A 20,131-nucleotide genomic window follows, 5' to 3' on the forward strand; every position below is an offset into this window, starting at 1 on the left:
TTCGTGCTTTTCTTTTAAGCGAATTTTGACGAATCTAATAATATTAGAAGGAGATATACCGATTTTTATCGAATGTTCATATAAGATGATTGGAAGGGGGTTATTGATCTTATATGGAGAGAGAAGATAAATCGTTGCCTCACAAGGATTTATATGCAGTATTATCAGCAACGGGACAAATTAAATACATATCCTCCAATTGCTCAGCTTTGCTTGGCTACAGGCAAGAGGAACTAATTGGGACATTAATGAAAAATTATTTACATAAGGAAGACCAATTCTTAATTGATCGTTTTTTTTATAATGAACATCGCTTAATGCCTTGTACCTTTCGATTCATAATGAATGATTACTCTCATGTACATATCGAAGCGGCGATTGATTTTATCACAAACGAGATCAGTATGAATGAAAGAGAAATCATTCTGAAGATGAGGACAATAAATCAGCCCGTAGATATCGAGAGTCAAAATGAGCCTGATATCCAAAATGCTTCTTGGAGCTCTGAAGAAGCATCCAAATTATTCAACAACCTTCCTGGAGCATTGTATATTAGTATCCGCGGCAAAATTGTTTATGCTAATAAGTCGATGCTTCAGCTTTTGGGAGCTTCCCATTTTTATCAAATTATCGGGAAATATGCCTACGAATTTATTGAAGAGGATTACCATGAAATTGTAAAAAATAGAATTATTCGCATGCAAAAAGGCTTGGATGTCGGGATTGTCGAGCAAACTTGGAGAAAGCTTGACGGTTCTTTGATCCACTTGGAGGTTAATTCCGCAGCAACGGTATTTGAAAAGCAAAACGCGGAGGTCATTCAGCTGATAGATGTTTCTTTCAGGAAAAAATTTCAGGATATTTTGCAAAAAAGCAGAGAAAGGTATCAGCTGCTTATACAAAATTCAATCGATACCATTGCTGTCATCCATAATGAAAAATGGGTATTTATTAACAACTCGGGGATTCAGTTATTCGATGCTGAGGATTATGACCAGTTAATCGGAAAAGACATTTATTCCCTCCTGCATCCAAACGACCATCAGGATGTAAAGAATAGACTTGAACGCTTCATTGAAAATAAAACGGATTCAGAAATTATGAAACAGACGTGGTATACGTTTAAGGAGAGGTTGATTTACACGGAAATGGTATGTATCCCGACAACCTTTTTTGGTCATAATGCCGTTCAAATCATTTTACGAGATATCTCGGAAAGAAAGCAGACAGAAGAGCTGATGCTTCGATCTGAAAAGCTATCGTTAGCAGGACAGCTTGCGGCTGGTATCGCCCATGAGATTAGAAATCCTTTAACAGCGATTAAGGGCTTTCTTCAACTGATGAAGCCGGCTATTCATAAAAATGGCCAATATTTTGATATTGTTTTTTCCGAACTTAATCGAATTGAGCTCATTTTAAGTGAACTTTTGATGCTGGCAAAACCGCAGCAGCATGCCATAAACAATTCCTTAAATATGAATAAGCTGATTAGAGAGGTAACAGCTTTGCTCGACACACAAGCTAATTTAAATGGAATTATTATCAATCCTTCCTACTGCAATGATGAGGATTCGACAATAAAAGGTGATGGAAATCATTTGAAGCAAGTGTTTATCAACTTTATAAAAAATTCAATCGAATCGATGCCGGCCGGCGGAAAGATTGACATTGCCATTCAGGCAGAGAAAGATTACATCGAAATTGTGATTAAAGATGAAGGCGAAGGCATACCCGAAGATATTCTCAAACGGATCGGTGAGCCATTTTTAACAACGAAAGAAAAGGGAACCGGTCTGGGGCTTATGATCAGCTATAAAATTATCGAGGATCATCAAGGTACTGTCAAAGTAAAAAGCAAAATCGGGGAGGGAACCACTTTTACGATCCGATTTATAAAATAACAACGGCCTTATTTAAGCCGTTGTTATCGTCCTTAAAAAACTTTTTTAAGCTTGCGTATGACTTGCCAGCTTCGTCATGATAAATTCTTCAAGGCGGTCCAAGCCTTCTTTAAGAGTGCTGAAAGAATAAGCATATGAGAGTCTGACATAGCCCTCTCCGTACTCAGAGAATGAGTTCCCCGGCACAACTGCTACTCCTTCTTCAAGCAATCCCATTGAAAAATCCAAAGAACTTAATCCGAACCTTTTAATGGAAGGAAAAATATAAAAAGCGCCGGAAGGCTTTATCACGTCAAGCCCCATCGTGATTAAACGGTCATACACGTAATCCAATCTTTTTTTGTACTGTTCCCTCATGATCGATGCATCATCAAAACCATTCGTTACTGCCTCGAATGCTGCTTTTTGTGAAATCGAAGAAACACAGGAGACATTATATTGATGCACTTTTAATAGATGCTTGCTAATCTCCTTTGGCGCGAGCAGAAATCCGATCCTCCAGCCGGTCATGCTGTGTGATTTTGAAAGTCCGTTAACGACAATGGTCTGATCTCTCAAATAGGTGGCAATGGAAGAGTGAGCGCGGTCAAAAATAAGCTCGCTGTAAATTTCATCAGACAAGACGAAAATATTTCTTCCTTTCAGCAGAGCAGCGATTTCCTTAAGCTCCTCTTCAGACAACGTAACACCGGTCGGGTTTGACGGGTAATTCAGGACTACACATTTTGTTTGCGGTGAGATCGCCTGCTCCAACAGCCTTGCTGTCAATTTGAAGCCGTGTCCCGTCGTATCGACAAAGACAGGGGTTGCACCGCACAGCTTGATGATCGATTCGTAAGCCGGATAGACCGGCCCCGGCAAAATAACTTCGTCTCCAGGATTTAATATGGTTCGGAGCGAGGTATCGAGCGCCTGACTTGCCCCGGCTGTAACGATAATTTCTGATTCAGCATCGTAAGTAAGCTCCATCTTTTCTTTTATATAACGCTGGATCGCTTCACGCAGTTCAATATATCCAGCATTCGGAGTGTAAGAAGTGAAATTTTCATCAATGGCTGCTTTAGCTGCAGATTTCACATGATGAGGAGTAAAAAAATCAGGCTGTCCAATGGTAAGAGACACAACATTGTCATATTGGGCGACGAGATTAGAAAATTTTCGTATTCCTGATATTTCAATAGTCTTTACGTTTTGATTAAGCAAATGTTCCATGTCTTCATCACCTTATAAATAGAATAAGTCTATCTTATTTTACCATCTTTAAACAACTTGTCATCAATAAACCTATGCAAAAGATAAATGATCAAGAACTTTTGGATAGTAATTTTCCCGTTTTTATCGATAGATCAGTCTGTAAATTCGTTTATTATGTATTTCTTGTAAATTTTTTCATTCATTAAAGGAAATTCCGTACCTAAAAAAGAATTGAATGGTGAAGGAATGAAAGGAGAAACAATATGCCAGAATCACACATCGACCGGAAAGCTTCATCTCAATTTACAAAAAAACGCGGGTTTCAGCTTTTTCTTACACTTCCCATTCTATCATGGGCTCTATATGATCTTGCAAATACGATTTTTTCATCCAATATGGTGACAATTTTTTTTCCGTTTTATTTGCAGGAAGCTGTAGGTGACAGCGAGAGAATGAATCAGATTGCCAGTACATTTATTTCTTACGCAAATGCGGCTTCAAGCCTTTTGCTTGTTATTTTCACCCCGCTTTTTGGCGTACTAATAGATCGAACAGGAAAGAAAAAAAGGTACATAACCTGGTTTACCTTGATTTGTGTCTTTTGCACTTTGTTAATGGGGTTGATTGCAGGCGCTGGCATTTCCGGTACTGTAAACGGGCTCTCTTTATCGCTGCTTCTAGTGATTTTATTGTTTGTAATCGCCAGTTTTTTTTATAGCTCAGGTCTCGTTTTTTATGATACTATACTTGCTGATTTAGGGACGAAAGAAACGATCCCGGTTATATCAGGGTTTGGTATTGCTGTTGGATATGTAGGCACGATTGTCGGGCTGTCTGTTTACCCATTCGTTGGAGAAGACTTTCACAGAGCTTTTATCCCAACTGCGCTGCTGTTTTTGCTATTTTCCCTGCCACTTATGATTGGATATAAAGAGGCCCCATTTGCAGGCAGAGGAAATGAAGCTGAGAAAAAATCTTTTTTTAGCGGATACAAAGAGATTATCGAAACGGTTAAAGAAATTCGCTTGTACCGGCCTGCTTTTTTATTTATGCTCACGTATTTTTTTCTCAATGATTCCATTTCCACAGCCATCGCGATGATGGCAGTCTATGCAAAGGCGGTTATCGGTTTTTCTTCAGGGGAATTCATCTTGCTCTACTTAGTATCTACTTTTGCCTGTATTATAGGATCTTTTATTTTCGGATATGTTACGAAAACCGTTGGGGCAAAAAAAGCGGTCACTTATGTAGGGATTTTATTAATCATTGCACTGGCTCTTGCTGTTTTTGCTGTGGCTTCTTGGATCTTTTGGATTACGGGAGCCTTATTCGGTGTGGCTCTTGGAGCATGCTGGGTAACGTCAAGAACCTTAATTATTGAACTGACACCTCCACATAAAAGGGGGCAATTCTTTGGATTATTCGCATTTTCCGGAAAAGTTTCTTCGGTTATCGGTCCCTTGCTGTACGGATCCATTACCTGGATTTTTGCCGATTGGGGAAATACTGCAAGCAGAATGGCTCTTGGTTCCTTGATGTTGCTTGCAATTGTCGGGCTATTCATACATAGAGGAGTAAAATCACCTCCTGAGTCTCAACATGATATCGATTAAAGCCGATATATAAGTAAGACTAGTTAAGATAGTGAGGGATTAGGGTGATAGCTAAGAAAGGGCCAATTGTCAAAGGGGAAAATCTTCTTGAGCTTGTGAAATTTGAGGTTGGTTCGAACCTCTTTGGGATCAATGTGATGAAAGTAAGAGAGGTTATCGAACCGGTTCCGATAACCAATATCCCGCATTCTCATCCGTATGTTGAAGGAATGGTCACTGTAAGGGGAGAGGTATTGCCAGTTATCAGCCTTTTTTCCGTTTATGGTCTGGAACCAGCTAACCAATTGGATGAAAAATTTATGATTGCCGAAATGAATCAAAAAAAGCTTGTGTTCCGCTGCGATGCAGTTTACCAAATTCACAGGGTTTCCTGGAAACAGATTGATGGGCCTGAGGCAATTAACCATGGCTTTGAGAGTTATATAACAGGCATGTTTGAATTAGACGACAAGCTTGTTTTTCTCCCGGATTTTGAAAAAATCGTGTGTGATATTGAAGCTGATAATGGATATAATGCCTATCAAGTCCATGAAAGAGGCAACAGAAAAATCAGAGTAGACAAACGTTTAATTGTAGTGGAAGACTCTCCTTTTCTTCGAAACATGCTGGAAACTGAATTGACGAATGCCGGATATCATACGATTCAATGCTTTAAAGACGGAGAAGAAGCATATCGGCATATGATGTCATTTATTTCTGAAGGATCGATGCTGCATGAGTATGTTGATTTAGTGATCACTGATATAGAAATGCCCAAACTGGACGGCTTTCATCTAACGAACCAGTTAAAAGAAGACCCTAGATGCGCAAATGTTCCTGTCGTTATCTTTTCATCCTTGATTACAGAAGAAATGAAATATCGAGGGCAGAAGGTAGGAGCGGATGAGCAAATTTCGAAGCCTGAGATCAATTTGTTAATTGATAAAGTGGATACCCTACTTATGTAATGGGCATAAAAAGAGGCCGCACACGTTGCGGCCTCTTTTAAGATGGATAAAATTAAAAATAGCTTTCACCGAGCTTTTTAAATACCGGTTTTGTCTGTTTCCTAGTTGTAGAAACAGGCTTGTCCTTAATTCCTACATAATCCTGCAGAAGATTTTTCGCTTGAATTAAAGGCATATGTGCTTTGGGATTTCGGTAAGATTCATTCAATGTCCCTAAATGCGGAAGTTTTTCGAAGTCTTCTTTAGTGGGAGGCATGTGAAAATAGTAGTCACCGAGTGCAATCAATACATCAGATTGCTGCTGGCTGTATTTTGGGTTTCTGGAAAAATGAAGTCCTAATTTTTTGCATTTTCCTTCTTTGACAAGCTTTTGAAGCGCTCGCTTTTTTAAAAAATATAAAAATTTGGGGTTTGGAGCAGTTTTCGCATGCCGATTGACAATATAAATTGCTTTTGAAAGATTTTCAACTGTCGGCTGCATTTTATTAGCTCTGGAATGGTCGTCCATAGTACCTCTCCTTGTTCTATTAAATATGATTTGATCTCCATTATACAAGCAGATAAAAAGAATGTAAATTTAGTGAAAATGCGTTTTTCAATAAAGAAAAACGCATTTTCATGGTTAAACCTTAGAATTTCCCTTTATAAAACCTTTTTCTTCCCTTTGGCCGAATGAAGTGCGCTGTTTATATCGATTTCCTTGGCTTCCGCGCTGAATTTCGGCAGCTTGAAAAAATAGAAGACGAATACACAAAGTATGACAGTTGCCATACCGTAATAGATATAATCGATGTTTTGAATCACATGCGGAAATAATATAGCGATTAATCCGAGGGTCAAAGATTGGGCAAACATCGTCAAAGGATCCACCCATCCACTTACACGGCCCATTAATCGAGGGTGAACAATTTTAGGCATCCATCCTCCGATAGCGATGTTGATCGGTCCGATGCACATTCCGATTGTAAATACGGCTGCATAATAAATCGTCAGTTCGTTGGTATAGCCAAGCAAATAGATTAAGACAGAAGCTATAAAAATAGGGACTGACATTAAATGATAAGGCTTTACTTTTTTGCTAAGAATTGATCCGAGCAGGCTTCCCGCAAGCAAGCCTATTCCGAGAAAAATTGCAAAAAACGAAGCATGCGTTTCGTAATTGTCTGGTGACAGCTCATATTTCATTGTAAACATTGGAAGCACTGCGAATCCGCCGTTCACGAATCCAAAGACAAAGAATCCAAAAACCAGCGAGGCAAGCAGTTTATTTTTTAAAATATAGGTAAGCCCTTCTTTAAAATCCCGCATAGAGGATTTTAAGCTAATGCTTTTCCAATTTGCTTTCCCGTTCGGCAGTCTGGCCTCAACGGGGATTTTGCATGCTCTGATTAAAAGGCCGGACGAAATAAAGCTGATAAAATCGATGGCAATCGCGCCTTCAAGTCCTATCGTTTTATACATCAAAGCTCCGAGACCAACGCCAAAAACCATAAACATACTAAAAAGCATTTGGTTTAAACCAGCAGCTTTCGCATATTGCTCCTTTTTTAAAATGGCTTGTACAAGGCTCGCTTCTGCAGGATAGAAAAACTTTGTGACTGCGCTCCTCGTAAAAAGAATAAAAAACGTAAGCGGAATTGATTCGGTTAGAATAGATAGGAATAATAAAACTGTTAACCCTGCTCTGATCCAATCGCAATTTTCAGCTATTTTTTTGCGGTCAAAACGATCTGCTACAACACCCACAATTAAAAAAACAAAAATAGTGGGCAAAGAATACATTAGCTCCGCAGTAGTAGCATAGCCCGGCTGGTTGCTGAAACGGTCCAGCAAATAAAAGGCAAAAGCCATGTTCCCAACTGTTGTGCCCATTTGTGAGGCAAAAGCAGCAAAGAACAGCCGGACAAAATTGCGGTTTTTAAATATATCCATGAACACGCTCCTTTAAAAAATTTCCTATTACATCATATGATATCTTTGGTGGTAATCAAAGGAATTTTTTTATTCCGCATAAAATCTACTCGGTTCAAGTCGAACGTCTCGTAAACCTTAACTCCTTATCGAGACACGGGTTCCGTTCGGAATAATCGAAGCAAGCTCTACAACATCTTGATTATACATCCTAACACACCCTTTTGAAACAGCTTTTCCAATTGACAAAGGATTATTCGTTCCATGAATTCCGTAATGCAGCTTGGATAAACTGAGCCAATACGCGCCAAAAGGACCGCCTGGATTCGGCTCTCTGTTAACGACAACAAAATCACCGCTCGGTGTTGCCGTGAGGATTTTTCCGACGGCAATCGGATAGGTTTTCATTAATCTTCCGGAGTGATAAAGCTGCAATATTTTTTGATCTAAATGAATGATGACGTGATAGGGAATCGTTGCAGGGTTTCTTATTCCTGGAATCACAATCGTTGTACCTGCTATGATCTGATTTGGTTTCAGCCCTGGGTTTGCTGCCATTAGTGACGGAACGGACATCCTGAAATCCATCGCAATACTTCCGATCGTTTCGTTCGGCTTCACTTGATAATACAGCACCAGATCACTCCTTTACTCACTGTCACCCTAGAATTGGACGGTCGGTGTATGACATTCGTTTCAAATTTTTATCCCGAATTAACGGGCTTTTTTTAGTCTCTTGGTCTTAAAAAAGCTCTCATTTACGATATGTTTAGTCGATGTAAAATGTTAGTTTTCATTTAGTAAGTTGCAAACCCTTTTTGCTGGTGTGATAATCTTTGATGCCCTGCTGAATATGATATAATCAGAGCAAGAAACAAAAGCAGGTGATCAAATATGTTGGATCCTTTGGATATTTTGACGAATATGGATGCTGTCCGCCCTCATTATCAACCAATCTTCAGCGCGGATGAACAAAAAATAATAGGCTATGAAATCTTTGGGAGGATTGTGATCGATTCCGAAATTAAAAGTTTGGGACCGTTTTTCTTAGATCCTACGATTCCTGAAGAATATAAAATGGAAGTCGATGAAAAAATTCTAAAAAATGCTTTAGAAAACTTTCTTACAGCTGATCCTGATCTGCTGGTTTTTATTAATCAGGATGCAAATATATTAATGCTTGACCATGGAGAAGCGTTTTTGGCCATTCTTAAGGAATTTGAAGAAAGAGGTCTTTCTCTTGAAAGGATTGTCATTGAAATTACAGAGCATAATTTTACGGGAGATATTGAACAGCTGTACCACATGCTCATGTATTATAAAACTTGCGGAATAAAAATAGCAGTGGATAACATTGGCAAGGAAAACAGCAACCTTGACAGAATTGCCTTGCTCTCTCCCGATTTATTAAAAATCGATCTCCAGGCGTTGAAACTGTCATCCCCTTCGCCGACCTATGAATACGTCCTGTATACTATTGCCTTGTTGGCCAGGAAAATAGGAGCCACTTTGCTGTTTGAGGATATCGAAGCCAATTTCCAGCTGCAATATGCCTGGAGAAATGGAGGTCGCTACTTTCAAGGATATTACTTACAGCGTCCCGGCGAAGAATTTATTGATCGAAGCATGCTCAAGGAACGGCTGCAAAATGAATTTAATCAATTTATCACCCACGAAAAGAGAAAGCTTGAAACCGTACATGATTATTCTGAGCAGTTCTATAAACGAGTCCATCAGAACGTTACTGCCTTTAAAAAAACAAGCCAATCAAATGATGATCTTATTGTAAAGCTTGCCGAATCTCTGACAGATTGCACTTTTAGAATTTATATGTGTAATGAAAATGGCTTTCAACTCACCGCAAATGTTCTGAAAAAAGGAGAAGAATGGATTTTGCAATCCGAATATAAAATGAAAAATTGGAGCTGGAGACCTTATTTTCTTGAAAATATCTTAAAAATGAATCACTTGAAAAAAGGCGTTCTTAGCGATTTATACAGCGATATTGAAACAGGAGAAATGATACGAACATACTCTTATCCTGTTGATGAAAATGTGTATCTGTTTATCGATCTGCCTTATTCGCATTTGTATGAACAAGAAGGACTTATATAATTATTGATATTAAGCGGCACTCGTCCGCTTTTTCTTCTTGCGAGAGAACAAAAGGAATAGGACAGCCATTCATTAAATAAACCTTAGTATAGGTTTAAATATCGAACGGATGGTCATCCTATTAAAGGAAATGTTATTCATTTTTTCTAAGATGGCAATAAAATGCTTACCTTTCAAGACACAAAATCCTTCTTTTTTTTCAATCAACAATTACGTGAAAAATGTAATCAGAGCTCACTTTATGGTATGATGCGTGTAGAGCTTGATGACCAACAAAAATTTGTTTGTCAAAAAGCTGTCTTTTGAAAGGAGTCATTATAAAAAATGTCACAGTTAATGGGTATTATTACAAGGCTGCAAAGCTTACAAGAATCAGCGGAGGCGGCAAATGAACCGACGCAAAGATACTTTGAAGTCGAAGGCGAAAAAGTTTGCAGTGTAAAATATTTCGAAAAAAATCAAACATTTGAGCTTACGGTATACGTTAAAGGAGAAAAACCAAATACGTTCCCTTTTGATAATATTGATATGATTTCGATTGAAATATTTGAACTGCTTCAGCAATAGCGTCTGAAAAACTACCGCATGAACTACTGATAAACGGACGATCCGATCTCTTAGATTCTTCTGAATGAGTTCTAAAAGGAGTGGCTTATGAGAAATTCCTTGAGATTTTATAACCTATCCGAAGATCAAATGTCGATGCAGGATGTCATTCACAGGCTGAAATCATTCATCTTGAGGGATCCACGGTCGGCGTATGTACTGTCCATAGGAACGGATTCACAAGTCCATCAGGAGTATACAAAATTTATTACAGCGGTACATCTCCATCGAATAGGAAGAGGTGCATGGGGATGCTTGAAACATACTGTTATTAAAAGGCCAATACATAGCCTCAGGGAAAAAATTTCATTGGAAACTGCCTACAGCCAAGAGATAACGGCTATTTTTCTCGAGAAATATTTTGAAGAGATCACGGACCTCCTTCTCCCTTTTACGGGGGAAGGAGCGGATCTCACTCTAGAAGTCCATTTGGATGTAGGAAAAAAAGGCCAGACGAAAGAACTTATTCAAGAGATGACAGGCAGGATAACTGCCATGGGAATAGAAGCAAAGATTAAGCCAGACTCATATACTGCGTTTAGCTATGCAAATCGTTATACGAAATAGTACTTAGTTTGAATAATTAGCCGTTGATGTCGAATCGTGCGTTTGACGAAGGTATAAGTATTTTATATCTTTAACTTGTTATAAATGAATACCATCTGGGAGGCTTTATTCGATGAATAATTCTGTCAAAGGATTAACCGCAGACGAACAAAAACTTCTAATTGATGTCCTTTTTGCAAACGAATACGCACTTGAGCTGTTAAGCAGCGAACTTTACGACATTGAAACGGGTACGAAAGACGTAGATGAAACAACCTATAAGAAACTGGTTACTTTATATGACAGGGTACGTTTTAACAACTAGAGAGTATAAGGTAGGAGGAGATACTCAATTATAGAGTATCTTTTTTAAATTAAGCCGGAGGATCTTGGGGAAAGAATTCGACAAATTCACCTATGGTTTAAATTATATTAGAATAGGGAAAAGAGCTTTAGATTATGATGAATTAAAGGGGACGGAGCAAACATGATTCATTTACAGTCAGAAGAGCTTTTACATAAGACGATAGAAAACTTTATGATTGAATCTGACAAAGTAGCCCATGTTCAAATCGGCAATAATTTGGAGCATGCCCTTCTTGTATTAACTAAAACGGGGTATACGGCTATACCGGTGCTGGATCCGATGTACCGGCTGCATGGCCTTATTGGCACAAACATGATTATGGATAAGATTATCGGCCTCAAAAGAATTGAATACGAAAAACTTGATCAAATACCTGTTGAACAGGCGATGAAGACCGATATTCCGAGATTAAAAATCAATGATCCTCTGCTTAAAGGCCTAGGAATGGTCGTTGATCATGGGTTTGTATGCGTAGAAAATGAAGAACAGCTTTTTGCAGGAATTTTTACTAGAAGAACGATTTTGAAACAATTAAATAAAGTCATTCGTAATTTTAACAAATAGGCTGGAATTCCCAGTCTGTTTTTTTGCCTTCTTCCATTTAGTAAAAACTCTTGATTATGAAATAATGGATTGATTAGAATATAGGATAAGAAAAACTTATGATGAGGGATGAATGTGCAGCTCTATGAACTTCAAATGCTTGTCGTATTAGCGGAAGAACGAAATATGAGAAAAGCGTCTGAAAGATTGTTTGTCTCCCAGCCTGCTTTATCCCAGCGGCTTCAATCGATAGAGAAATCGTGGGGCGTTCAGATCTTTCTGCGCTCACAAAAGGGATTGACCGTAACTTCTGCTGGAGAAAAAATCATCCAATTCGCAAATGACGTGACTAAAGAAAAAGAAAAGGTGAAAGAGAGCATTGAAGAGCTTGAAGGAGAGATATATGGAACTCTAAAGCTTGCTGCTGCTTCGATTATTGGGCAGCACTGGCTGCCAGGAATTTTAAAATCCTATATCAAAAGATTTCCGAAAGCTAAGGTTTCCCTTTTAACTGGATGGAGCAGTGAAATGGTACGTGCGTTGTACGATGACCAGGTTCATATCGGCATCATTAGGGGCAATCCTGAATGGAAAGGGGAAAAAAGGTATTTGATGACGGATTATTTGTATTTGGCTGACACGGAAATCGATTGTATTGAAGACCTTGCCAAAACAGAACGTCCGTTTATTCAATTTAAAAGCGACAGCACCTACTATCAAGAAATCCAGCATTGGTGGTATCAAAAATTTAAAACCTCGCCAAAGCAAACGATTATCGTTGATCAAATTGAAACGTGCAAGCAAATGGCTTATCACGGAATAGGGTATGCCATATTGCCATCTGTTACGTTGAATGAAAAAGATGAAACAGAAATAAATAAAATACCCCTATTAGATTTGAAAGGGAATCCGATCGGAAGAGACACTTGGCTGCTTGGCTATGAGTCGACATTTCAATTAAAGCAGGTGGAGGCTTTTGTTTCTGTCGTAGAGGAAAAGATGAAAGACTCTGGTTCGTAACGATCTGCTGTTTTTTCTTATGCTTGTTTTTAAGGAAAGCCTTTGATACAGTAATGAAGTAGAAAATTAGTGGCAGGAGGTACATACATAATGAAAATGATGGATGCAAATGAAATTATTTCATTTATTCAAAATAGTACAAAATCAACTCCAGTTAAGGTTTACGTAAAAGGCAGCCTTGAGGGAATCGATTTTGGAAAAAACTCAAAAACATTTTTGACAGATAATACAGGAGTGGTTTTTGGGGAATGGCAGGAGATTGCAGCTGCGATTGAAGCCAATAAAGAGAAAATTGAAGATTATGAAGTAGAAAATGATCGCCGCAACTCTGCGATACCGCTGCTGGATCTGAAGGATGTAAAAGCACGGATCGAGCCTGGCGCAATCATTCGTGATCAGGTAGAAATTGGCGACAATGCGGTCATTATGATGGGAGCTTCGATCAATATCGGCTCAGTCATCGGTGAAGGAACAATGATTGATATGAACGTCGTGCTTGGAGGAAGAGCGACAGTAGGGAAAAACTGTCACATTGGCGCCGGTTCAGTTCTTGCAGGTGTCATTGAACCGCCATCAGCAAAGCCTGTCGTGGTTGAAGATGATGTCGTAATTGGCGCAAATGCAGTTGTTCTTGAAGGGGTTACTGTCGGCAAGGGTGCTGTAGTTGCCGCCGGAGCGATTGTCGTTAACGATGTAGAACCTTATACTGTTGTAGCGGGAACGCCTGCTAAAAAGATTAAGGATATAGACGAACAGACAAAAGGCAAAACAGAAATCAAACAAGAGCTTCGCCAGCTGTAACTGTATATTTCCAAGACGTGAATGCTTCATTCACGTCTTATTTACTATCACGAGAAAATCAAACGTTTTATCTTTATGGAAAGATATGGAGTTGAAGATATGGACACTGAGCAATTAATCGCGATTCGCAGGGATCTGCATAAAATCCCTGAAATTGGCTTTCAGGAGTTTGAGACCCAAAAATATATTCTTAATATTTTGTCTCGCTATCCATCTGAAAGGGTAGAAATAAAAACATGGAAAACGGGCATTTTCGTGAAAATAGCCGGGACAAGTCCAAAGAAAGTAATTGGTTATCGTGCAGATATGGACGGACTTTCAATTACGGAAGAAACCAGCTATGATTTCTCCTCAATTCACGAAGGAAAAATGCATGCATGCGGACATGACTTACATATGACCATTGCGTTAGGCTTGGTTGATTGGTTTGTGGGAAACCCTGTGAAAGATGATCTTCTCTTTTTGTTTCAGCCTGCTGAAGAGGGACCTGGCGGAGCTAAGCCTATGCTTGACAGCAAGGTGATGGAGGAGTGGAAGCCGGATATGATTATGGCTCTTCACATTGCTCCCGAGCTTCCTGTAGGGACGATAGCGACAAGAAGCGGATTATTGTTCGCAAACACATCCGAGCTTGTCATAGATTTTAATGGAAAGGGAGGGCATGCAGCCTTTCCGCATCTTTCGCAAGATATGGTAGTGGCAGCGAGCTCTTTTGTGACCCAACTGCAATCCATCATTTCAAGAAATGTTGACCCTTTGGACAGTGCGGTAATTACCATTGGTACAATCAGAGGAGGATCAGCTCAAAACATTATCGCCGAAAAAGCCAGGCTTGAAGGGACAATCCGTACCCTGTCCGTTCCAGCAATGGCAGAAGTGAAAAAAAGGATAGAGACAATGGCAAAAGGGACTGGAATATCGTATCAATGCGATGTGAACGTAAGTTATCCAGCCGCATATCGGCAGGTATTCAATGATGACCAATACGTTCGCGACTTTATGTCTTTTGTTTCAGATGAAGGACTGGCTGACGTACGGGTTTGTGCTCCCGCAATGACAGGTGAGGATTTTGGTTATATGGTGGAGCAGATTCCTGGGTTTATGTTCTGGCTGGGAGTTGATTCATCCTATGGACTTCACCATTCCAAGCTGAAGCCTGACGAAAGAGCGATAGAAAATGCTGTGGATATCGTCAAACAATATTTATCAAGGACTGCGAATAATTGAGAATCACACAGTAATAAAATCCATTCAATTGAGGCATCTTATGTAGTGGAGGTGGTAACAATGAATGGAAAAATAGGAATTGAAGAGTCTCTATCTGATGTAGAAAATGCCCTTAAAGAAAAAGGTTACGATGTGATTACTTTGAAGGCCATGGAAGATGCTAAAGGGTGTGACTGCTGCGTAGTGACAGGTTTGGATTCAAATATGCTCGGAGTTTCCAACGTGGTCATCGAAGGCTCTGTTATCGAAGCGTCAGGACTGACTGCCGATGAGATTTGCCAGATAGTAGAACAAAAAATACAACATTAATTAACAGCTGGTGCATATCCTGCGCCGGCTGTTATTCTAAAGTGCAGATTATTTGTTTACATGGAGAAAAACATGGTATGCTTTTTTAAAAGATGGTCGAACTATCGATCTTATTTACATTTATTATTAGCTGATATTGACTAAAAATCAGGTCAGGTTTATAATTTGTTTGTAAATGAGTATACGAACAGGTGTAACTTTAAAAAGCTAAATTATAAAATTGGAGGGAATTTAAATGGCTGAGCGTTTTGTAGGTAAACAAGCTCCTCGTTTTGAGATGGAGGCAGTGCTTGCGAACAAGGAATTCGGGAAAGTAAGTTTAGAAGAAAACATGAAAAATGATAAATGGACAGTATTATTCTTTTATCCAATGGACTTTACTTTCGTATGTCCAACTGAAATTACAGCAATGTCTGATCGCTATGATGAGTTTGAAGATCTTGATGCAGAAGTGATCGGTGTTTCTACAGATACGATTCATACTCACCTTGCTTGGATCAATACAGACCGCAAAGAAAACGGCCTGGGAGACTTAAGGTATCCTCTTGCAGCTGATACAAATCACGCTGTATCAAGAGATTACGGTGTATTGATTGAAGAAGAAGGGGTTGCCTTGCGCGGATTGTATATTATCAACCCTGAAGGTGAGCTTCAATACCAAACTGTGTTCCATAACAACATTGGCCGCGATGTTGATGAGACTTTACGTGTACTTCAAGCTCTTCAAACTGGAGGACTTTGCCCGGCAAACTGGAAACCAGGACAAGCTACTCTTTAATTCTTCAAATCACATCTTTCAGAAGATCAAGCTATGAAAGGTCTAACACATGTTAGGCCTTTTATATCGCATGAAAAGTTTATCTTTTGTATTTTAGGAGGGATTTTTAATGAAATTGCGTCAGCCTATGCCGGAATTAACCGGTGCAACAGAATGGCTAAACGGTCATGTTGAAAAAGAAGATTTAGTTGGAGAAAAACCAACGTTAATCCACTTTTGGTCTGTGAGCTGTCACTTATGTAAAGAAGCAATGCCTCAAGTCAATGAATTTCGTGATCAATATAAAGATAAATTGAATGTCGTTGCGGTTCATATGCCTCGTTCTGAAGATGATCTTGATATTGAAAAAATTAAACAGGTTGCCGGTGACCATGACATCAGCCAGCCAATTTTTGTTGACAGCGGCCATAAACTCACCGATTCATTTGAAAATGAATACGTGCCAGCCTATTATGTATTTGATAAGACAGGCCAGCTTCGCCATTTTCAAGCCGGGGGAAGCGGAATGAAAATGTTGGAAAAACGTGTGAATCGTGTTTTAAGTGAAACCGAATAAAATAAAACTACTTTAGTAAAACCCTGTCGTAAATTGGCGGGGTTTGTTGTATTTTAGCAATAAAAACCATTTGGGAAATTCTATACCTTTTTACTTGATATATTTTAGTAGGATGGTAAAATCAACATAACGAAAGTATCATTTCCGCCTATGTGCTAATTACATAATTACTGTTTTAGAATTAATGAATTTATTTCCGTAACTAAATTGATAAAATAGTAATAAATGCATAGAGGAAATTAATTTATTTGATGATATAATATCCTGTGATCATTAAGTAATCAAAATATCATTAATAAAAGATTTTATCTTGTGAGGGGGTAATATAATTGTTTAATGAAAGAGAAGCATTAAGACTTCGCTTAGAACAGCTAAATGAAGCTGAAGTAAAAGTTATTCGCGAATATCAAATTGAGCGTGATAAAATTTATGCTAAGCTTAGAGAGTTAGACGGCATTCCAGCTCCAAAGCTGCAGGACTACACGAAAGAAAGCGAATCCAATAGAAAAACGGAATCGCTTCCAGTTTTGGCAGAGCTAGCGGCTCAAGAAATGAAAAGCTACCATCAGCCGCAAGAGCAAAAAGAGGTGCAAACTCAAGAGGCTTCATCCCAGCTGCCTGAAAGGATCTCGAGAAGAAGAAGAGGTACAGCAAGACCTGGATCAAAAGCCGCCAAACTAAGAGAAGCAGCTATTAAAACGCTTAAACGACACAATGCTGCCATTAAAAGCTCTGAGCTGCAAAAAGAAATCGAAAAAGAAAGCGGTTTGGAAATTCCAAATATGACGACCTTCATGCAAAGCCTGATAAAAATGTATCCTGAGGTTAAAAAACCTTATCGCGGACAATACATTTTAGAAGGCGACATTCCTGAAGAAAGCGAAGCATAATAAAAAAGCTTGAGTTCCTCAAGCTTTTTATTATGCTTCGCACATGGATGGCCGTAATATTAAGTTGTTAGCCATTAATGCTTGTCGGTAGGGTTCTTTTTTTTCTCGATTTTATAGATGAATTTTTTACTAAGTCTTGAATCAGCTTCTTCCTTCCATTCTTCAATTTTTCCGTTCATTTTTTCACTTTCATTTTCAACAAGGTTCACACGCAGCTTTAATTCAGTGATTTTTTCACTAACATCTTTTAGAAGGTGCTCAATTTGAGAGGAACTGTCGATGGTCTGCTCCTGTTCCTTTTTCATTTCTGATGATTCTTGAACAGGGCGAGATTCGATATCGGCAAAATGGGAGGAAATCCAAGCGTCACTTTCATCAAGCTGCCTTTTATACGCAAGCAGGGTTTCGTAAAAGATTGATTCTTTCGATTTTTCTAGCTCTACCACTCGTTTTTTCGTATCGGACATTTGCATTCCGAGCAGTTCTACCTCTTTTGAAATGTATTTTAAGTGCAAAGCTTTTTCGCGAATTTGGGTGACTAACGAATGATTAAGCTGTTTTAATTCGTTAATTTGCTTCTCGCCGGCTTTTCTGGCGCTTTTTTCCTCAACATATAATATCTCATTATTCTCTATAAACCTTTGCAAATATTGTTTCTCTTCAAGAAGCTTAATATTTTTTAAGTGCAGCTGATGTTTTTCGTCGATATCTTTTTTTCTGTTAAAGGTCTCATTTTGCAAAAGGTCATGCAAAGTTACAATTTTTTCTAAAAGAGAGTGCTTCGCTTTTTCCATTGTTTCTTTATAATTTTCAGCATTCTTATCTTTTCTGTTTAACTTTTCTAGTTCGGACGTTAGTTGGAGCAGCTGAGACTGCAATGTATCATTTTCATCTTTCAGCCGCACATTCTTCTGGTGAAAATAGCTCGCTTCTAATTCATGCAATAAACTATGGCATCTGGCAATCTCTGATTTTAAATACAAATTTTCTTGGGCAAGATCGTGAAAAAATGGAGAAGAGTTATTATTTTTCATGAAAACAGCCCCCTTATCGTCGTTAATTAAAAACTATGCGTCACTTTCAGTTGCCATGACAGTTCAGTTCACTTTTGTCTTACCAATATGGTATGATTTTTTAAAGCTTGCAAAAAAGGACGGGACGAATCGTGAAGCATAGTCATATTTTATTGGCCGGAGGAAAATCCAGCCGCTTCGGACAACCAAAAGCCTTTAAAAACTGGAATGGAATACTGCTTTACGAATGGTGCAAACAAGCCTTGGGAGGAGAACAGACTTATATTGTTTCTCATCCTTCGCTGGTAGCCAGATTTCAAGAAAGGATGGAAGAAAACATAATAGTAGATCTCGAGCCGTTTAGCGGAAAAGGTCCATTGGCAGGAATTTATACTGCCATGAACCTTATTGAATCCGACTATTACACCTTTCTTCCCTGTGACACACCTCTTGTTGAACAGAGAACGATCGAGCTGTTAAAAAGGGAAGCGCGTGGATTTGATGCAGTTGTGCCAATCGCAGACGGTAGAATTCATCCGCTCGTCTCTGTCATTCATCATCAGGCAAAAGATGTTGTGTACAAACAATTGCTGGGAAATCAATTGAGAGCTGTTGATTTGTTTCAACTTCTTCACACAAATTATTTAGAAGTAGAATGCTTCGGTTCAAAGTCCTGGGAATTTATCAATGTAAATGTCGAAGAAGACCTAAAAGAGCTGAACAAACACGTTGTTCAGCGATTTAACTTAAACGATGAGGAGTAACATAAAATGTATGAGCGCTATTCTAGGCAAACCATTTGCAGCTATATAGGCATTGAAGGACAGGAACAGCTGGCAGACAGCTGTGTTTTAATTATTGGCGCGGGTGCTCTTGGTACAGCAAACGCTGAAGGATTGGCGAGAGCAGGTATCGGAAAAATCGTGCTTGTTGATCGAGATTATGTGGAATGGAGTAATCTGCAGCGGCAGCAGCTCTATACGGAAGAAGATGCAAAAAACAGGCTGCCTAAAGCGATTGCCGCTAAAGCTCACCTAGCCAAAATAAACAGCGAGATTACGATAGAAGTACATAATGAGGATGCGGATGCAGAAATGTTATTGCCATTAATGCAAAAAGCTGACGTTGTGATCGATGCGACTGATAATTTTGACACGCGACTTATAATAAATGATCTTGCTTATCAAACAAATACGCCGTGGATCTACGGTGGGTGTGTCAGCAGCCAGGGAATGTACATGGCGTTTATACCGGGGGAAACCCCTTGTTTTTCCTGTGTATTTACTCATCTTCCCCCTGGGGGATTAACGTGTGACACTGCAGGCATCATATCTCCGGCGGTCCAAATGGTAGCAGCGTTTCAGCAGGCAGAGGCGATCAAGCTTTTAACGAAGCAAAAACAGGCGCTTCGCTCGGCTTTTTTCACCTTCGATTTATGGGAAAATACGCAAATTCAAGTGAAGGTCGCTGCCATGCATCGAAAGCATTGCCCAACCTGCGGCGATAATCCGAAGTATCCCCAAATTCAGTTTGAAAACAAAAAGAAATCAGAAGTGCTATGCGGAAGGGATACGGTCCAAATTCGCACGCCAATGCTCAAAAATTTACCTGTACACGACCTGAAGGAAAGGCTTCAAAAGTTGTATCTGGTTGAAGCAAACGACTATTTGCTTCATATTACGTTTGAATCCTATCGAATCGTACTGTTTCTTCAAGACAGTCGGGCGTTCGTACATGGTACGAATGATCCGAAAACAGCAAATTCTGTGCTAGCAAGAGTGATAGGTCTATAAG

22 protein-coding genes are annotated in these 20,131 nt (G+C 39.1%); 17 read left to right on the forward strand and 5 right to left on the reverse strand.

Features of this window, described 5'->3' with window-relative positions; translation table 11 throughout:
* The first annotated feature begins 113 nt into the window (after positions 1 to 113).
* Positions 114 to 1,901, forward strand: a complete 1,788-nt coding sequence (locus AM592_RS04225; protein WP_053602626.1) for a PAS domain-containing protein — start codon at positions 114 to 116, stop codon at positions 1,899 to 1,901.
* Between the two features lie 45 nt (positions 1,902 to 1,946).
* On the opposite strand, the gene AM592_RS04230 is transcribed toward AM592_RS04225, so the two are convergent.
* Entirely contained in the window at positions 1,947 to 3,113 is a 1,167-nt protein-coding gene (locus AM592_RS04230; protein ID WP_053602627.1) for an aminotransferase A, read from the reverse strand.
* A gap of 245 nt (positions 3,114 to 3,358) precedes the next feature.
* Here AM592_RS04230 and AM592_RS04235 point away from each other — a divergent pair, with 245 nt between their 5' ends.
* Both AM592_RS04235 and AM592_RS04240 read left to right on the forward strand, forming a co-directional pair.
* A complete protein-coding gene (locus tag AM592_RS04235; protein WP_053602628.1) occupies positions 3,359 to 4,708 on the forward strand; it encodes an MFS transporter in 1,350 nt (449 codons plus the stop codon).
* 47 nt (positions 4,709 to 4,755) lie between these two features.
* The gene (locus AM592_RS04240; RefSeq protein ID WP_312883781.1) at positions 4,756 to 5,655 is read left to right on the forward strand and encodes a chemotaxis protein; all 900 of its coding nucleotides are present in this window, start codon (positions 4,756 to 4,758) and stop codon (positions 5,653 to 5,655) included.
* 52 nt (positions 5,656 to 5,707) lie between these two features.
* Here the strand turns inward: AM592_RS04240 and AM592_RS04245 are convergent, their stop codons facing one another.
* The 3 genes from AM592_RS04245 to AM592_RS04255 all read right to left on the reverse strand — a co-directional run bounded on the left by AM592_RS04245 (position 5,708) and on the right by AM592_RS04255 (position 8,202).
* Complete coding sequence (locus AM592_RS04245) at positions 5,708 to 6,163, reverse strand: YkyB family protein (RefSeq protein ID WP_053602630.1); 456 nt, start codon at positions 6,161 to 6,163, stop codon at positions 5,708 to 5,710.
* Positions 6,164 to 6,297: 134 nt separating this feature from the next.
* Positions 6,298 to 7,587, reverse strand: a complete 1,290-nt coding sequence (locus AM592_RS04250) for an MFS transporter (protein WP_053602631.1) — start codon at positions 7,585 to 7,587, stop codon at positions 6,298 to 6,300.
* A gap of 117 nt (positions 7,588 to 7,704) precedes the next feature.
* On the reverse strand, positions 7,705 to 8,202 hold the full coding sequence (locus tag AM592_RS04255) for a L,D-transpeptidase family protein (RefSeq protein ID WP_082363724.1): 498 nt from the start codon (positions 8,200 to 8,202) through the stop codon (positions 7,705 to 7,707).
* Between the two features lie 258 nt (positions 8,203 to 8,460).
* Here AM592_RS04255 and AM592_RS04260 point away from each other — a divergent pair, with 258 nt between their 5' ends.
* The 12 genes from AM592_RS04260 (at position 8,461) to AM592_RS04315 (ending at position 17,324) form a co-directional block, all read left to right on the forward strand.
* Positions 8,461 to 9,681, forward strand: coding sequence for an EAL-associated domain-containing protein (locus tag AM592_RS04260; RefSeq protein ID WP_053602632.1), 1,221 nt, complete (start codon positions 8,461 to 8,463; stop codon positions 9,679 to 9,681).
* A gap of 324 nt (positions 9,682 to 10,005) precedes the next feature.
* Positions 10,006 to 10,248 (forward strand): YkuJ family protein, encoded by a 243-nt coding sequence (locus AM592_RS04265; RefSeq protein WP_053602633.1) that lies wholly within the window; start codon positions 10,006 to 10,008, stop codon positions 10,246 to 10,248.
* A gap of 87 nt (positions 10,249 to 10,335) precedes the next feature.
* Positions 10,336 to 10,854, forward strand: coding sequence for a ribonuclease H-like YkuK family protein (locus AM592_RS04270; RefSeq protein WP_053602634.1), 519 nt, complete (start codon positions 10,336 to 10,338; stop codon positions 10,852 to 10,854).
* Positions 10,855 to 10,966: 112 nt separating this feature from the next.
* Positions 10,967 to 11,158 (forward strand): antirepressor AbbA, encoded by a 192-nt coding sequence (gene abbA / locus AM592_RS04275; RefSeq protein WP_053602635.1) that lies wholly within the window; start codon positions 10,967 to 10,969, stop codon positions 11,156 to 11,158.
* Positions 11,159 to 11,320: 162 nt separating this feature from the next.
* Positions 11,321 to 11,764, forward strand: coding sequence for a cyclic-di-AMP-binding protein CbpB (gene cbpB, locus AM592_RS04280; RefSeq protein ID WP_053602636.1), 444 nt, complete (start codon positions 11,321 to 11,323; stop codon positions 11,762 to 11,764).
* A gap of 114 nt (positions 11,765 to 11,878) precedes the next feature.
* The gene (locus tag AM592_RS04285) at positions 11,879 to 12,763 is read left to right on the forward strand and encodes a transcriptional regulator CcpC (protein WP_053602637.1); all 885 of its coding nucleotides are present in this window, start codon (positions 11,879 to 11,881) and stop codon (positions 12,761 to 12,763) included.
* 90 nt (positions 12,764 to 12,853) lie between these two features.
* Entirely contained in the window at positions 12,854 to 13,564 is a 711-nt protein-coding gene (gene dapD, locus AM592_RS04290) for a 2,3,4,5-tetrahydropyridine-2,6-dicarboxylate N-acetyltransferase (RefSeq protein WP_053602638.1), read from the forward strand.
* A gap of 99 nt (positions 13,565 to 13,663) precedes the next feature.
* A complete protein-coding gene (locus tag AM592_RS04295) occupies positions 13,664 to 14,791 on the forward strand; it encodes an N-acetyldiaminopimelate deacetylase (protein ID WP_053602639.1) in 1,128 nt (375 codons plus the stop codon).
* Between the two features lie 60 nt (positions 14,792 to 14,851).
* Positions 14,852 to 15,100, forward strand: coding sequence for a YkuS family protein (locus AM592_RS04300; protein WP_053602640.1), 249 nt, complete (start codon positions 14,852 to 14,854; stop codon positions 15,098 to 15,100).
* A gap of 235 nt (positions 15,101 to 15,335) precedes the next feature.
* Entirely contained in the window at positions 15,336 to 15,878 is a 543-nt protein-coding gene (ahpA, locus tag AM592_RS04305) for a biofilm-specific peroxidase AhpA (protein ID WP_053602641.1), read from the forward strand.
* Positions 15,879 to 15,987: 109 nt separating this feature from the next.
* Positions 15,988 to 16,434 carry a TlpA family protein disulfide reductase gene (locus tag AM592_RS04310; protein ID WP_053602642.1) on the forward strand — a complete coding sequence of 149 codons (447 nt, stop codon included), beginning with the start codon at positions 15,988 to 15,990 and terminating at the stop codon, positions 16,432 to 16,434.
* Between the two features lie 329 nt (positions 16,435 to 16,763).
* Positions 16,764 to 17,324 (forward strand): Rok-like winged helix domain-containing protein, encoded by a 561-nt coding sequence (locus tag AM592_RS04315; protein ID WP_053602643.1) that lies wholly within the window; start codon positions 16,764 to 16,766, stop codon positions 17,322 to 17,324.
* A 74-nt stretch (positions 17,325 to 17,398) separates the two neighbouring features.
* Here AM592_RS04315 and AM592_RS04320 read toward each other — a convergent pair whose 3' ends face one another.
* Entirely contained in the window at positions 17,399 to 18,358 is a 960-nt protein-coding gene (locus AM592_RS04320; protein WP_053602644.1) for a hypothetical protein, read from the reverse strand.
* A gap of 131 nt (positions 18,359 to 18,489) precedes the next feature.
* On the opposite strand from AM592_RS04320, the gene AM592_RS04325 reads away from it, so the two are divergent.
* Together AM592_RS04325 and AM592_RS04330 are read left to right on the forward strand one after the other, a co-directional pair.
* On the forward strand, positions 18,490 to 19,101 hold the full coding sequence (locus tag AM592_RS04325; RefSeq protein ID WP_053602645.1) for a molybdenum cofactor guanylyltransferase: 612 nt from the start codon (positions 18,490 to 18,492) through the stop codon (positions 19,099 to 19,101).
* A gap of 6 nt (positions 19,102 to 19,107) precedes the next feature.
* Positions 19,108 to 20,130, forward strand: a complete 1,023-nt coding sequence (locus AM592_RS04330; protein WP_053602646.1) for a MoeB/ThiF family adenylyltransferase — start codon at positions 19,108 to 19,110, stop codon at positions 20,128 to 20,130.
* Position 20,131 lies beyond the last annotated feature (1 nt).

It is taken from the genome of Bacillus gobiensis (assembly GCF_001278705.1).
Lineage (GTDB): Bacteria > Bacillota > Bacilli > Bacillales > Bacillaceae > Bacillus > Bacillus gobiensis.

Excerpts from the sequence above, each read along its gene's own strand:
- AM592_RS04250 (WP_053602631.1), bottom strand. The coding sequence starts at position 7,587 with ATGGATATATTTAAAAACCGCAATTTTGTCCGGCTGTTCTTTGCTGCT.
- AM592_RS04270 (WP_053602634.1), top strand. The coding sequence starts at position 10,336 with ATGAGAAATTCCTTGAGATTTTATAACCTATCCGAAGATCAAATGTCG.
- AM592_RS04300 (WP_053602640.1), top strand. The coding sequence starts at position 14,852 with ATGAATGGAAAAATAGGAATTGAAGAGTCTCTATCTGATGTAGAAAAT.
- AM592_RS04245 (WP_053602630.1), bottom strand. The coding sequence starts at position 6,163 with ATGGACGACCATTCCAGAGCTAATAAAATGCAGCCGACAGTTGAAAAT.
- cbpB (WP_053602636.1), top strand. The coding sequence starts at position 11,321 with ATGATTCATTTACAGTCAGAAGAGCTTTTACATAAGACGATAGAAAAC.
- AM592_RS04225 (WP_053602626.1), top strand. The coding sequence starts at position 114 with ATGGAGAGAGAAGATAAATCGTTGCCTCACAAGGATTTATATGCAGTA.
- abbA (WP_053602635.1), top strand. The coding sequence starts at position 10,967 with ATGAATAATTCTGTCAAAGGATTAACCGCAGACGAACAAAAACTTCTA.
- AM592_RS04330 (WP_053602646.1), top strand. The coding sequence starts at position 19,108 with ATGTATGAGCGCTATTCTAGGCAAACCATTTGCAGCTATATAGGCATT.
- AM592_RS04230 (WP_053602627.1), bottom strand. The coding sequence starts at position 3,113 with ATGGAACATTTGCTTAATCAAAACGTAAAGACTATTGAAATATCAGGA.
- ahpA (WP_053602641.1), top strand. The coding sequence starts at position 15,336 with ATGGCTGAGCGTTTTGTAGGTAAACAAGCTCCTCGTTTTGAGATGGAG.
- AM592_RS04235 (WP_053602628.1), top strand. The coding sequence starts at position 3,359 with ATGCCAGAATCACACATCGACCGGAAAGCTTCATCTCAATTTACAAAA.
- AM592_RS04295 (WP_053602639.1), top strand. The coding sequence starts at position 13,664 with ATGGACACTGAGCAATTAATCGCGATTCGCAGGGATCTGCATAAAATC.
- AM592_RS04260 (WP_053602632.1), top strand. The coding sequence starts at position 8,461 with ATGTTGGATCCTTTGGATATTTTGACGAATATGGATGCTGTCCGCCCT.
- dapD (WP_053602638.1), top strand. The coding sequence starts at position 12,854 with ATGAAAATGATGGATGCAAATGAAATTATTTCATTTATTCAAAATAGT.
- AM592_RS04265 (WP_053602633.1), top strand. The coding sequence starts at position 10,006 with ATGTCACAGTTAATGGGTATTATTACAAGGCTGCAAAGCTTACAAGAA.
- AM592_RS04310 (WP_053602642.1), top strand. The coding sequence starts at position 15,988 with ATGAAATTGCGTCAGCCTATGCCGGAATTAACCGGTGCAACAGAATGG.
- AM592_RS04320 (WP_053602644.1), bottom strand. The coding sequence starts at position 18,358 with ATGAAAAATAATAACTCTTCTCCATTTTTTCACGATCTTGCCCAAGAA.